This window comes from Collinsella aerofaciens (assembly GCF_028209625.1).
Classification (GTDB): domain Bacteria; phylum Actinomycetota; class Coriobacteriia; order Coriobacteriales; family Coriobacteriaceae; genus Collinsella; species Collinsella aerofaciens_AM.
On record NZ_JAQLDU010000002.1, the window covers coordinates 122,983 to 137,320 of the forward strand.

At 61.1% G+C, this 14,338-nt stretch carries 10 protein-coding genes; 3 read left to right on the forward strand and 7 right to left on the reverse strand.

Features of this window, described 5'->3' with window-relative positions:
• Positions 1 to 230 precede the first annotated feature (230 nt).
• The 5 genes from PMW70_RS01830 to PMW70_RS01850 all read right to left on the reverse strand — a co-directional run bounded on the left by PMW70_RS01830 (position 231) and on the right by PMW70_RS01850 (position 9,116).
• Entirely contained in the window at positions 231 to 1,430 is a 1,200-nt protein-coding gene (locus tag PMW70_RS01830; protein WP_271743709.1) for an MFS transporter, read from the reverse strand.
• 86 nt (positions 1,431 to 1,516) lie between these two features.
• A complete protein-coding gene (locus PMW70_RS01835; RefSeq protein WP_271743710.1) occupies positions 1,517 to 1,675 on the reverse strand; it encodes a DUF3284 domain-containing protein in 159 nt (52 codons plus the stop codon).
• Between the two features lie 136 nt (positions 1,676 to 1,811).
• Positions 1,812 to 5,441, reverse strand: a complete 3,630-nt coding sequence (locus PMW70_RS01840) for a UvrD-helicase domain-containing protein (protein ID WP_271743711.1) — start codon at positions 5,439 to 5,441, stop codon at positions 1,812 to 1,814.
• A gap of 3 nt (positions 5,442 to 5,444) precedes the next feature.
• Positions 5,445 to 8,597, reverse strand: coding sequence for a PD-(D/E)XK nuclease family protein (locus tag PMW70_RS01845; RefSeq protein WP_271743712.1), 3,153 nt, complete (start codon positions 8,595 to 8,597; stop codon positions 5,445 to 5,447).
• A 219-nt stretch (positions 8,598 to 8,816) separates the two neighbouring features.
• Positions 8,817 to 9,116: a YerC/YecD family TrpR-related protein gene (locus tag PMW70_RS01850; RefSeq protein WP_022094855.1), complete on the reverse strand. Its 300-nt coding sequence runs from the start codon at positions 9,114 to 9,116 to the stop codon at positions 8,817 to 8,819.
• A gap of 322 nt (positions 9,117 to 9,438) precedes the next feature.
• Between PMW70_RS01850 and PMW70_RS01855 the strand changes: the two genes are divergently transcribed.
• A complete protein-coding gene (locus tag PMW70_RS01855; RefSeq protein ID WP_118270913.1) occupies positions 9,439 to 9,804 on the forward strand; it encodes a phage holin family protein in 366 nt (121 codons plus the stop codon).
• Positions 9,805 to 9,941: 137 nt separating this feature from the next.
• Here the strand turns inward: PMW70_RS01855 and PMW70_RS01860 are convergent, their stop codons facing one another.
• On the reverse strand, positions 9,942 to 10,370 hold the full coding sequence (locus PMW70_RS01860) for an RrF2 family transcriptional regulator (RefSeq protein WP_117637349.1): 429 nt from the start codon (positions 10,368 to 10,370) through the stop codon (positions 9,942 to 9,944).
• 253 nt (positions 10,371 to 10,623) lie between these two features.
• On the opposite strand from PMW70_RS01860, the gene cysK reads away from it, so the two are divergent.
• Entirely contained in the window at positions 10,624 to 11,562 is a 939-nt protein-coding gene (gene cysK / locus PMW70_RS01865) for a cysteine synthase A (protein ID WP_271743713.1), read from the forward strand.
• A gap of 58 nt (positions 11,563 to 11,620) precedes the next feature.
• Positions 11,621 to 12,844: a tRNA 2-thiouridine(34) synthase MnmA gene (gene mnmA, locus PMW70_RS01870; RefSeq protein ID WP_271743735.1), complete on the forward strand. Its 1,224-nt coding sequence runs from the start codon at positions 11,621 to 11,623 to the stop codon at positions 12,842 to 12,844.
• Between the two features lie 8 nt (positions 12,845 to 12,852).
• Here the strand turns inward: mnmA and PMW70_RS01875 are convergent, their stop codons facing one another.
• Complete coding sequence (locus PMW70_RS01875; RefSeq protein WP_271743714.1) at positions 12,853 to 14,226, reverse strand: HipA domain-containing protein; 1,374 nt, start codon at positions 14,224 to 14,226, stop codon at positions 12,853 to 12,855.
• Positions 14,227 to 14,338 lie beyond the last annotated feature (112 nt).

Genomic DNA, 14,338 nt, shown 5'->3' on the forward strand with positions numbered 1-14,338 from the left:
TCCGATGCGGGTTCGTGTTCTGACTGAACGATTTTACCCCACGGCACGGACAGCACCCGAACCTAGCCAAACCCACACGGTAGTCTTTTTGGGACCTTCAAAAAGGGGAATAAGGGCATCCAGATATATCGAGTATTACTGAAACCCCGGCGATACGCTGAATGATTTGTGACGAATAGTCATGTCCATCAAGAAGGCTCGACGCTTCGGGCAGCTCGTCAATCGATATATCAATTCTTGGAGACATGTATTCCTACCATTTTTAAAGAAACAACGGCGGTAATTGCTATCGCGATTGCGCCAATAACACCGAGCGCTATCTGAATGGGATATAACCCCAACACATATCCAAATATGGAGAAAAACATTGCAGAAAAGAGGGCCCTTACCAGAGACGCGACGGAAAGGATCGTCGCGCGGAGATCGTCCGCTATCGCGTCTTGGATTAAGTTTTCCGAAGTGATGTACACCACTTCCGGGAGAAAACAAAGCACCATGCTAAGGCCAAACAAACACAGCGGATTTGAAGCGAACCACGGAAGAATCATGAAAAGACCGGCCTCGATTAACATCGAGCCGAGCATGGTATTTCTTTTCCCGAAACGCGATGAGAAGAAATCTGCTGCAATGTAGGCCGTCGCATTTACTGCATAGGATGCACCGAAAAAGATTCCTATTATGGAGACGGGAGCATCAAATGCATCGAATACCAACTGATTCAAGTTGTAATAACTCCCATAGAATCCATCGAGCATGCTTGTGCCGATTAGAAGAAGCAATACCGCAAAAGCGGATTCTCCAATGCACCAGGTTTCGCGTCTGAAGATCTTGGCTACGTCAAACCTTTCCTCCCCAGAGTTTTTGGAATGGGTCGTTTCCATCCTCTCAATGGGATACAGAAGGAAAAGCTGCAGGAGATAGAAAACGGAAACGCATACGTAGAGGACACTCCAAGATACTTGGGCAATGAATGATCCAAGTACGATTGCCACTCCCGTCGCGATTGATTGCGCGGCAAGCAGCCGAGCGTTGATGGTGAGGAAGCGCTCTCCTTGACCGGCATTTCGGGCAATTTCATATAAAAGTGCTTGTTCGGATCCCGATTGAAGGGAGTAGGCGAGTGCCTCAACAAGGGAAAGCGCGACGAGAAAGGGGCCTGAGAGTAACAGCATGCCAGCCGTATGGAAGAAAAGCAGCAGCACGCCCACTTGAATCGAAAACTTCTTTCCAAAGAAATCGCCTATCAGCCCTGTTGGCAGCTCGAGAACGACCGTTGCAATGTTAAACAGGGCTTGATAAAGCGCGATTTCCGTGACAGACATTCCTTTCTCCGCAAGGAAAAGTAGAAACACTCCCCGATTTAAAACAAATCCCGCGAGAACGAAAAAGGCGGAATAGATGTGCAGCTGCGTAGCGGCATTCTTATTCATTTGGCACTTCCAACAACATTTTTTGTCGGGCTGTTCGCTACTGACTCGAAACCCGAAGCGTTCACGGTTTCCGATGAAGAGTCACCTTACCTTTTGCGGTATGGGCGCTTCTCGTACTTATAGCCGTTGAGCCTGTTGCGGCTGGGACACTTGCCCGTGGCGTTCTCGATATCCTGCATGATGGACCCCGCCAGAGCGTCAAAAAGCTCCTCCGGCGTCACCTTAAGCGTTTTGGTGAGCTGCATGATGGCCCCTTATCCGTTTGAACCGTTCGGGCCATTGTACCGCCCCAAGCTCTCCCATGCGTTGCGGTGCCATTTGGACGATTGAGGGCCTTACGGCCGCAAAACCAACCAAATAGCACCATAAAGCCTGAGGTGGCTAGAGGCTGTAGGTGACCACCTGAGGCTCGCACGGGTTGGCGGGGTCGACTTGCTCCACGCGGACGAACTTGACCGTCACGGCCTCAAAGCCCGCCTTGTGCAAAACATCAGCGTAGACGCGCGCCTGCAGGGCATGCTTCTCGAGCAGCTGGTCGGGCGTCTCATCCGGCGTGCCACCCGTCTTGTAGTCGATGACCAGTGCGCGTGACGGATCGGCCGGGTCGGTCGCCAGTGCATCGATGGCGCCCTCGGCATAGGCACCGTAGCGAGCGATGTCCTCGTCCTCACAGCCCAGCGAAAAGAACGGCACTTCGGCACGGACGCACGGCCAGGCAAGCAGCTCGGCACGGACCGCCGACTTGAGCCAGCGGTCCAGGGCAACGTCGAAGCGTTCGCGCCGCTCCGGCGTCAGGCACCACAGGCGCGCCAGCGCATCGGCACGCTCAGCGGGCAGCGCATCGGCACCCATCTCGATCAGCCACTGGCAGGCGGCATGGAACGCCGAGCCCAGCGCCATGGGGTTGCCGGCGGGCTCAACGGCGGCCACGTCTGCATCGGCCATCTCCGAGCCATCCGACTCCGCATCATCGCCGGACTCGTCCATGGGCACACGCGCCTCGGCGGCACGGTCTTCTGTCTCGGCATGGAGCGCCGCGGCGATTGACGAGTAGCTATACGAGTCACGCGCCGGGAACGGACAGGTGCCCATGCGCACGCCCACTGCCTGGGGATACACAAGCTCAAACGAATCGGGCTCGGGGTCGGCAGGACCGGGCACAGTTGAGTGCGCAGCATTATCAGCAACATCGACATCGCCGCGAACAAGCCTACCCTCGGCATCCAGCGAAGCGTTAGCCTCAAACGCCTGCTCGCCAAAGGTAAAGTCCGCCAGCGAGATGAGCTCGTAATCGCCCGGCTTGGAGTTGTCGAACACCAAACGGTCGCTATCGAGCTGCGGCATGTCCAGACTGTCGGTCGGTAGGATGCGACGCAGCACTTCGTAGGTCAGATCGGTCTCGGCATCGAAGGTCGGCGCACACACCTTGCCGCGGCTCACGCCGGCATCCATCGCCAGAATGACCAACTCGCGCGCTCGCGTCATGGCGACGTAGAGCAAGCGGGCCCGCTCCTCGAGCGAGAGCCGCAGGTCATCGTTGCGCAGGCGAACGAATGCCTCGGCGGGAGAACCTGTCGCGCAGACATCCTCCATGAGCTCCGGCGACAGCCACAGCGACGTGCCCTTGCCCTTAAACGCATGCTCAAACTGCTTTTTGACGTCGTCGCCCTTTATAAAGGTTCCGTCGGCGAGCTTAACGCCGTCGAAGCGTGCCGGCAGCGCCACGACCTGCGCCCCGCCGTCGACGCGACCCATCTGTGCCGCACCGGACGATTTGCGCACGCCAAAACACTCGGCGACCGCCACGACCGGATATTCCAGACCCTTGGAGGCGTGCACCGTCATGATGCGTACCGCGCCGTCGCCCTCCTCGTTGAGGGCACCCGGAGCTTCCTTGCCCGCCAAAAAGCGGTCGAAGGCCAGCGCGATGGAACGCGGCGAGTTACCGAACTCGGCCTCGGCCTCAACCACAGCATCAAGCGCCTTGAGCACGTTGGCGGCGATGGCCTTGCCCTCGGGGCCACGCTGTGCCAGACGCACAAACCAACCGGAGGCGTTGACCACGTCGCGCGCGATGGCAGCGAACGAATCGCGGCCCACGCGACGAAGCGCATACCGCAGCACCTCGCGGGCGCGCGTCACGAGCGGCAAGTCTTGCAAACCCGGCACGTCGAAATCGCTCATGATGCCCGCGTCGATATTCCGGCGCGAGGTCTCCCCCGTCTCGCTATCGAGCTTGGTCGCCAGCGCCAGGAACTCCTGGGCGCCGAGCGCAAACATCGGCGAGGCGAGCAGCGGCATAAGGCCCTGCGCCGTATCGGCCGGGTTGGCGAGCGCGCAGACTAGGGCGCGCACCGTCTGCACCTCGGCTGCCTGGGCAAAGACCGAGCCACCCGCGATCACGCAGTCGAGCCCCTGGTCGCGGAAAGCCTGGGCATAAACGTCGGCGTTTGTCATGCGGCCCAGCAGCAGCACCATGCCGCCCTGGGGCTGGCCGGCATCGGCAAGCGCGCGGAACCGCTCCGCGATCGCGCGGGCCTTGGCCTGTGTGCGCTCCTGCGTACTGCCGCCGGCAACAAAGAGCGCCTGGCGACGCGAGGCGTCCGCTACCAGCGTGTCCTTGCGGCCGTCGCTCGCCTCAAGATCCAAAAAGCCCTGCATGAGGCCGCCGTCATCGCCGTCGAAGACGCGTGCCACGTAACGCAGCACCTCGTCATGGCTGCGGAAGTTGCGCACGAGCTTGACGAGCTCGCCGGCGGGGACATCGGCAGCAGCGCCAGCGACGGCCGCCGCCTCGGCCGTCCCCGAGGCGTCCACTTTGCGCTCCTGGCGGCGGAAGACCTCGACCTCGGCGCCGCGGAAACGATAGATCGACTGCTGTGCATCGCCCACGGTACACAGCGCACGCTCGCCCGCGCCGGTCAGGTAACGGATCAGGTCGACCTGCATCTGGTCGGTATCCTGAAACTCATCGATCATGACCATCTTAAAGCGGCCCTCGTATGCCTCTCGGATGGCCGGGTAATCGCGCAGGGCCTCGTAGGCCATGCGCAGCAGGTCGTTGTTGTCGAGGGCAGACTGGGCAGCCTTGAGCGCGCGGTACTCAGCCTCTACAGAGCGGGCCAAGCCCACCAGCGCATCGAGCGCCGGACCGCCGCAGGCAAGCACGATATTGATAAACGCATCGGCAGCCTCGGCCTTGAGCAGCTCGACCTGCTCCTTGGGGAACGCCTTGCTCGCGCGCGGCATGGTGCACGACATCATGAGTCGTGCCGCATCGGCCATGGTCTTGCCGCTCGCCTCGAACGCGTCGATGGCATCGAGCGCCATCTGCGCTTTCTCGGTCGCGGCCTTGCTCGCACCCAACGCCGCGCGATAGGCGTCGGCAAGCGCAGAGGTGTCGGCCTGGCCGCGCGCCACGCACACATCGTCCATGCTGCCCGGCAGCTGGCTCGATAGCTCCAGCAGGTCGCGCACCAGACCTTTGATGGTGGTACCGGCGCCAAACGGCCCGCCCTCGCCCGCCATGGGATACCAAGCGTAGAGGGCCTTAAGCGAGGCGGCGAGCTCAGGCGCGGCATCGGGCGCCGTCGCGCGCCCCAGCACATGCTCGACAGCCTGATCCATAAGCTCATCGGTATCGGTGAGCACCGTGAATTCGGGATCGATGCCCAGCTCCAGCGCGTGCGTGCGCAGGATACGCGAGCACATACCGTGAATGGTCGAAATCCAAGCGTCGTCGACGGTCAGGGCCTCTTCGTCCATACCCTCTTCGATAAGCGCGCGGCGCACACGGTCGCGAATCTCGGCCGCGGCGTCTTTGGTAAAGGTAATGGCGAGCACCTGGTCCAGGTGCTCGACAAACGGACCGGATTCGGGCGAGAGCGCGTAGACGATGCGGCGCGTGAGGGTAAAGGTCTTGCCCGAGCCGGCGCCCGCCGAGACAAACAGCGGACGGTCGAGCGTTTTGACGATCTGCAGCTGTTGCGGCATCAAAGTCGAAAGATCCATGGTCTACACGTCCCTCCTTACAAACGTTCCTTCGTGGTTATACGAGCAGCGCGCATGCGCGGCCTGAGCCGACGTCGGGTCGACGGCGGCAACGTTGCCCGCCTCGAGCTCGCGCAGACGCTCGGCAATGCCGGTCTCCACGCGATCGAGCAGCGCATCGAAGTCCATGTTGCCGCCCTCGCCGGGAAAGCCCTTCTTAAGGCCTGGGATGCGGCCGTCGCCGCGCTCTTCCTCAAGCAACTCGGCGCTCGCCGCACCGCGCAGCGCGGGCTTGCCGCCCTTGGTCGAAAAATAGAGTGCGGCGCGGGTATCCAGATCCAGAGCCCGGCGCATGGCCTGCGCGTAGATGAGTGTCTGAGTATGGGGCGGCAACCAGCGCGGGTCGTCGATGGGGGCCTCGCCCGACTCCTCGTCGCGCACCGTGGGATCGGCGAGCTTAAACTCCTCGACACCCGAACGATGCTTGTAGTCGATTACCACGGCGCGATTCTCGGCATCCACATCCACGCGGTCGATGCGCCCGCCGAGCGGCCAGCCGGCATACTCGACCTGGAGCTCGTTGAACGCAAACTCCAGGTAGCGCGGCGCGAAGGGCGCGAGCGCCTCGGACTCGTAGGCAAGCACACCCTCCAGCTGCGGCAAAATCTCGGCCACCTGGCGCTCCTCCACTGGAGAGAGCGGCACCAGCGGGCCCTCGGTACCGCGCTTGCCGGCGTGCTCGGCCAGGGTCTCGGCAAAGACCTCGTGCAGCAGCTCCTTCGCGCGCGGCAGGTTCATGGGCGTCACGCGCTCCATGCCCTCCTGGGGCAGACGGGCATGCAAGTGCTCCAGCATGTCATGGACAAAGTTGCCCTTCTCCATGTTGCCAAAGCCCGCATCGATGGACTGAGGTTTGACGCGATACGAGACGAACCAGCATAACGGGCAGGCGGAATAGGCCTCGATCTGCGAGGCGGACGTCAGGCGCGGCACGAGTGGCGCGTCCTCGCCCTCGCCATCGCGACGACGCAGGACCAAATACGGCACGGCCTCGGCACTCAGATGCTGAGGGGCTTCACAGGCCACGCGCTCGCGCTTGAGACCTTCGCCCGCCGCGGGATCGAAGTCCCTTACGATATCACCCTCACCCACGCACTTCGCCTTGTCGGCGCCAGCGGTCTTAGCGTCGTCAGCTGCTTTAGCAGCTTCAGCGGCCTCGGCAGCGCCAGCGGCCTCGGCATGCGCCCGCAACTCGGTCCACACGGCCGCCGGATAGCACTCGCGCGCCTGACGATCGTGGGTCACACGGGCGAGCGTAACCGGACCACGCGACGCTTGTATCGCGCGGCCAAAGCGTGCGCGCAGCAAGGCCGCAGGCTCAAGCGTCACGTCCTCGCGACCGAGGCTCGCCGTCAGCGTGGTCAGCGGCCCCTCTTCGTGTGAGAGCGGATAGCTGTCCAGATCGACATCGGCAAACAGCACGGCATCGTAGCTGCCGGGGCGCAGAGCCGCCGCATCGGCAAGCGAAGCAAAGCGAACTTGGGCGCGCGGCGCACGGTCAACCTCGTAGGTCTCGTAATCGTAGGCGGCGCTACGCTTGTCCACCTTGGTTCGAATGTCATCGAGCACGGGCACGGTCGCGGCCTGCGACACGTTGAGCGCACGGGCGTCATTCATAAGGATGTCGATGACGTGGCGCAGCAGGGCCACCTCCGCCTGGCGACGGGCCTGACCGTCGAGACCGCCAAGTGCGCGATCGGGCAGTGCCTCGGCAACGGCAAGCATGGCCTTGAGCGCCGTCACGGGTTTGTCGCGCCACAGCGCCTGGAACACGTCCGAGATCACGCACGGCACGCTCTTAAACCAGTTCTCGTCGCTCGCCGCTTTACGCGCGCCCCTCACCTGGCCCTGCACGCTCTGCAGCAGGCTCTTGACGCCCGCAGTGGTCTTGCTGCGCGACAGTCGCATATTCTTGTCGAACGTGCGCGCGCTGGCGGCGTCGGCACCCGAAAGCGGGCTGTAAATCCAGTCGGTAAGCTCCGGAGCGGGCCACCACTCAGTCTTAGAAGCTGCCCCTTCGTCGGCGGCCTTCATACGCTCGATCAGGTTGGCGAGCGCCGTGAACTGCCTGCCCGCAATGGATTGGGAAAACGCCGTGAACTCGGCCGTCTCGGCAGCAACGTGGCGCGCCGCCAAACGAGCGGCAAGCTCGCCGAACAGCTGGGGTGCCCGGGCGGACACCACGAGTACGCGCACGGGATCGACGGGTGCGGAGGCGGCATCGTTGACCTTGGACTCCTTGCGCGCTTTCACCATCTTATCGATGACGTCCGCATAGACACGGGCACGGGCATGGGGCCCGGCGACTTCCACAAAGGCAGGACGTACGACGGACTTTGGAGCAATCGCGGGAGCGCCGGCATCCTCGTCCAGCGGCGCGATCTCAAACAGCACACCGCGGACATCAAATGCCGCGGCAAGCTCCTCGCGCATCGCCGCTTGCTCGCGGGCAAGCAGCACGACAACCTCTCCCCCGTTGTTTGCCACGGCGGACAGCAGCTCGAGCAGGCTATACGTAAATGACGTGACGCCGCGCACGCAAACGGCGCGGGCGCACCCCGGCAGGTTGTCGGCCAAAGCGCCGGCCATAATGTCAGCCGCCTCGCAGGGCTCGACCATATCTCGACGGTCCAAACCGCGCGCATAGGCGCACAAAAGTTCAAACACGCGAGCCTCGGCGTCGCTTCTGGGCTTGGGCTTGCAAACGTTGTCGCAGCAACGCTCGGCACCTGTCCCTGCCACACCCGGCAGCACATCGCGAGCCATACGCGCGAGCATACGCACCGTGCCCTGGCTGCGCGAAAGCGGCTGCAGGTCGGCGTCGTCGAGGCGCGCTACCATGTCCGAAAACAGCATCTGACGCTGCAGGTTGTCGACGAAACCGCGCCCGTCGCCCAAAAGCTCCCACAGCGAGCGAAGCCACGATGTAGGCGTTTTGTAGTCAATACCCAGCGAAATCCCGGCTTCCGCCGCATCATGGCGGCACAGGTCGAGCTCGGCAAACGTTAGCGCCAGAAGCACGGCACGTCCATGGCGGGCAATAAGGTCGGCAAGCAACGCCGACTCGGCATCGCTCAAATCCGTGCCGGCATTGGTGGTATAGATTCGAACAGGCATGGTCCTCCGCTCAAACTGTTCGCAATAATCAATGTATCCATCCTACCCGCCCACGCGGACAGATTTGCCCCACGCCAACAGATTTGATCCCTTGGGGACGGAGGAAAACGGATCACCGGGTTAGACTGGCCCCTTCGGTGATCCGTTTTCCTCCGTCCCCAAGGGATCAAAAAACCGCCCCCGGAGGAGCGGTTTTGCACAATTCGTTTTTGGCGCGGCCTACTCGCCATCCTCCAGCTTAATGAGGATTTTGCGGTAGCCACCGTACTCGCCGTTGAGCGCCTTGGACACACGGCTCACCGTGGTGGACGAAGCGCCGGTACGCGCCTGAACCTCGACATAGGGCTCGCCCTCGTCCAGATAACGCGCGACCTGCAGACGCTGCGATAGATCGCAAATCTCGCGCGGCGTGCAGATATCGGTCAAAAACGCTTGGATATCTTTCTCGTCGTCCAAAAGGCTAAATGCGTGGACCAGCTGCTTGACATCAGGCTTGTCAAACATGTTCTCGATATTCATCGATCACCGCCAAACCCGCCAAAAGGCATCGAAGTTGATACTGACATCGGGCATCGTTCGCCCGTTCTATGCAATAGGGCAACGCCTATGGCTTTTGCCCGTAGCAGTTTAGCACACCACCAAACTAAAGCGACAAGACTCTCTGCCAGCGGCACGTTTTCTAGGACGAACGCCGTTTTGAAACCGAATGCGCACGCAAGCTCCACGAATATCTGAGACAATGGGCGCCCAAACAGGGCCGTGCCCCGCACCCATCCAAGTTGCAAAGGCATGTGCCTCTCACGCTCCCTCACCATGCCATTCGCAAGAAAGGATTCACACCATGCGCTTTATGCTCAACTGGCTTTTGACCTCAATCGCCATCGCGATCGCAACGTTTCTCGTCCCCGGCATTCAGCCCTTCGGCATGGCCGACGCCTGGGTCTGCTTTGCCTTCGTGGGACTGTTCCTCAACATCGTCGACTCGCTCGTTAAGCCGTTCCTGACGGTCATCTCGCTGCCACTCACTATTATCACGCTTGGTATTTTTCAGCTTGTGGTCAACAGCTTTATGCTCGAGCTGGCCAGCTACCTGTCGGTCAATCTGCTGGGCGCGGGTATCTCCATCGCCAGCTTTGGATCGGCGTTTATGGGCAGCATCCTGGTATCCATCATGCGCAGCATTCTCGACAGCATCGCCGGAAACTAAAGCGACCGGATACGGACCGCCACAACACGCCAAAACGAAGGCCGTCCATCGCAACGATGGGCGGCCTTGCCATTTGTCGAGCCTCAGAGGGCAGGAAAATCTACCATTTCTACCCCGTCCCCCAATAGCAGGTGGGGCTAGATGACGTAGTCGTAGCCCTCGCTGGGGGCGACGAGCGTATCGAGCGTCACGCCATCGAGGTAGTCGTTGATGAGCTTGTCCAGGTTCTTCCACACATCGAGTGTGGGACACTCATCCGAACGCGAACAGCCCTTGCAGTCGCCGTCCAGGCATGCGACCGGTGCCAGACTACCCTCGGTCAGGCGCAGAATCTCGCCCACCGTATACTGCTCGGGCGGGCGCGTGAGCACGTAACCACCGCCCTTGCCGCGCATGCCCGAGAGCATATTGGCGCGCACGAGTGTGGCCAAAATGTTCTCCAGATACTTCTCCGAAATCCCCTGACGCGCGGCGATCTCTTTGAGGGGAATGCGGCCTGCCGCCTGGTGCTCGGCCAGGTCGACCATAACGCGCAGGGCATATCTGCCCTTTGTGGAAACCAACATATATATTGCTGCCTTTCGGTCTTTTAATTCGTAGAAATTCTAGCCGAAATATTGGTTTTGAAAATACCTATTCCCGTCAAGATGGTTAATCGACTCGTAGTAATCTTCTATTTCCTATTGCATTACTAGGCTTTAGTGCCTACTATGCTTGCCAACAGCAAAACGAACAACCCATAAGGTTTGTGGGTTTCGCTGCTACCCATGCCGTAAAACCACACGGTATCCAGTCATTTGAACACTTTGGAGGTTCACCATGAGCAAGGTTTACACGTCCATCGATCAGCTTATCGGCCACACCCCGCTCCTGGAGCTCACCCACTTTGAGGCAGACGAGGACCTCAAGGCGCGCGTGCTCGTCAAGCTGGAATACTTCAACCCCGCCGGCTCCGTCAAAGACCGCGTCGCCAAGAACATGATCGACGAGGCCGAGAAGGCCGGCAAGCTCGTGCGCGGCGGCGACTACACCATCATCGAGCCCACGAGCGGCAACACCGGCGTCGGCATCGCCTCGGTGGCGGCCGCCCGCGGCTACAAGGTGATCATCACCATGCCCGAGACCATGTCCGTCGAGCGCCGCAAGCTTATGCAGGCATATGGCGCACAGCTCGTGCTCACCGACGGCTCCAAGGGCATGAAGGGCGCCATCGCCAAGGCCGAAGAGCTGCAGAAGGAGACGCCCAGCAGCATTATCGCCGGCCAGTTCGTGAACCCCGCCAACCCCGCCATCCACAAGGCCACGACCGGCCCCGAGATCTGGGATGACACCGACGGCAAGGTCGACATCTTCGTCGCCGGCGTCGGCACCGGCGGTACCGTGACCGGCGTGGGCGAGTTCCTCAAGGAGCAAAACCCCGAGATTCAGGTCGTCGCCGTCGAGCCCGCCACCTCCCCGGTGCTCTCCAAGGGCCAGGCCGGCCCGCACAAGATCCAGGGCATCGGCGCCGGCTTTGTGCCCGACGTCCTCGACACCCAGGTCTACGACGAGATCATCCCCGTCGAAAACGACGACGCCTTTGCCACCGGCCGCGCCGTGGGCCACAAGGAAGGCGTGCTCGTGGGCATTTCGTCTGGCGCCGCCGTGTGGGCCGCACTGCAGCTGGCCAAGCGCCCCGAGAACGAGGGCAAGACCATCGTGGCGCTGCTCGCCGACACCGGCGAGCGCTACCTGTCCACGGCGCTCTTCCAGGACTAAGGGCCTGTCGCCCATAGGTTGAGCCCACGGACGAGCCGGTCTCCTCTCTCCCAGCAGTCTGAGCCCATCCCATCAGGGTGTCCCACGAGACGTCCGAACTTGCTACAATGTCTGCGGCGCGGAACCAGCCTCCCGCGCCGCTTTTCTTTTTTGGCCACATGCCACCAAGGAGAACCTCCCCATGCACAACAAGCGCGTGCTCGTCGCCATGAGCGGCGGCGTCGATTCCAGCGTGACCGCGTACCTGCTCAAAAGCCAGGGCTACGAATGCGTCGGCGCCACCATGCGCCTCACCTGCCCCGCACCCGACCCCGCCACGGGCATGAGTAAGGTCGACCGCGACATCGCTGACGCGAAGGCCGTCGCCAAGCGCCTGGGGATACCCCATCACGTGCTCGACTTGCAGCAAACCTTCGACCGCAACGTGATCGAGCGCTTTGTGAACGCCTACCAGGAGGGGCTGACGCCCAATCCGTGCATTATCTGCAACCGCCACATTAAGTTTGGTGCGCTGCTCGATGCGGCACTCGATATGGGCTGCGACTACATCGCCACAGGCCACTATGCCAAAACGAGCCAGGCGCCCGACGGCACCTGGCAGCTGCATCGCGGCGAGGACCCCAAGAAGGACCAGAGTTACTTTTTGTATTCGCTCACGCAGGAGCGCCTGGCGCACACGATCTTTCCGCTGGCAGGCCTAGACAAAGAGCACGACGTGCGCCGCATAGCCGCCGAGCGGGGCTTCATCAACGCCAAGAAGGCCGAGAGCGAGGACATCTGCTTTATCCCGGACGGCGACTACGCGGGCTATATCGAGCGTCGCCGCGGACATGCCGCTGCACCGGGCGATATCGTGTGGCGCGACGGCAGCGTGGTCGGAAGCCACAATGGCGCCTTGCGCTATACCATAGGCCAGCGCAAGGGCCTGGGCGTCGCGATGGCGCACCCCGTGTACGTAACGGGCGTCGATGCCGCCAACAACATTGTGCATCTGGGCGAGGCCGAGGACCTGACGGCCGCAGCGCTCACGGCCAACGACTGGATCTGGAGCGCCCCTGCTGACCGCATGGAGGCAGAGCTCGACGCCGGCGGCATTCACGTGGGCGCCAAGTACCGCTACCGTCAAAAGGACCAGGTAGCAACCCTTACACGTGGCGAAGACGGGCAAATGCTGCTAACTTTTGACGAGCCACAGCGAGCCATCGCCCCCGGCCAGGCAGTCGTCGTCTACCGCGGCGACATCGTCCTGGGCGGCGGCACCGTGACCGGCGCGCTTAAGTAGCCGCGGGTTTATCGCTGCACGTGTCGAAGTACCTCAACAGCGGCACCAACCTCGATTATGCGACGCTCGAGGCCGCGGCGGATGGCCTCGAGTCGACCCTCCGCCGTCGCCCACTCGCTCTGCGAAAGAATCTCGATCGCTTCATCAACAAATCCGTTGAGCCGCGATGAATCGAACCAATCGAGCAAATCCGCAAGCGCCAGCTGGACGGAAGGGTCGGGCCCAAACGGCTTAGCGGAAAACCCAAACTCCCCAGCTGCGAGCACGGCAGTTGGTACGTTGTACCACAGGCAGTTGCCGCTATCGAACAGCGGAGCAGGTTTTATCTCCAGGGTATCGACATTGCGGATGATGCCGAAGTTTCGCCAATGGCGGTCGCTGTTGGCCAAAAGGGCATCGCAGACAATCATCTGCGACATAGACCTTCTCACGACAGCCTCGTCTGCTCCATGCTTACCAAGAAAGCGGCAGTACCGGTCGTACGTCGAGCTTCCTCGCTGGCCGCCAAGGGCGTTCTTAACGTAAACAGCCGGAACATATTCCTCGCGGCCGTCAAGAAAATCCTCGCACAAGCACACAGGGCCATCGAACATGCGCTCAACCGTGTAAGGAACAAACTCCCCCTTGGGAAGCAAGCGACGATGCAGAGCCGTTGCAACCGCCTCGTTAAAGGGACGCTGATCGTCCATCCAGCACCCTTTAGCCAAAACGCGAATGCCGTTTCGGATCATCCACGATTTAGGAAGCTCGCCCTCGGATGTGTTATCGGGATTTTTAAGACCGATGCCCTCCAGCCAACTCGAACGCCCCTCGGGCGCCGATCGCTCAAAATCATTCTCGAAGTAATTGAGATTTCGCCATTCGAGTCCGTCGCATTCTGCCGGCCGCAGCCAATAGCAATCCGAAAGCGATAGGCCCAGGCACCGAACCGGAACCTCGATGCCACTGACAATTCCCAGCTCGCGATAGCGCGAGATAAGCCCAGGGCGGACATCGGGCACCGACCGATGCCCCCACCACGCGTTGAGCTCCCGCTTATTCACCGTTGGAGAAGAGCTCGAGCATGTGCCAAACGGCATTCGTTGCGCATCGAGGACCTCGGCGATTTCGAAGGGAAACTCGCGCGTCGGATCAAATGAGACATGAGCGATCTCATGGTCGGCCGACATCAGCGTAAACTTGCGCCCCACATCGGCCGCAGGACGGCGTCCACGTTTGCGGATCTTTTGATAAGCGAGCGCAGAATCATACTCAACCATCTTCCGTCCGCCCACAATATCGCACGCGAGCGTTCCCGATGCGGCAAGTTGAGATATGCGGGCTTTCGTAACGCCCAACAGGCGGGCAGCATCACCCATAGACAAGTACTCAAACGTATCCATACACTGCATCACCTCGTTAAGTAATTTACACGTTTAGTTAATAGATTACAGACATCATAATACTAAACGACCAAAAGCGAAAAAAGGCCCGAGAAATCGGGCCTTAGCGATT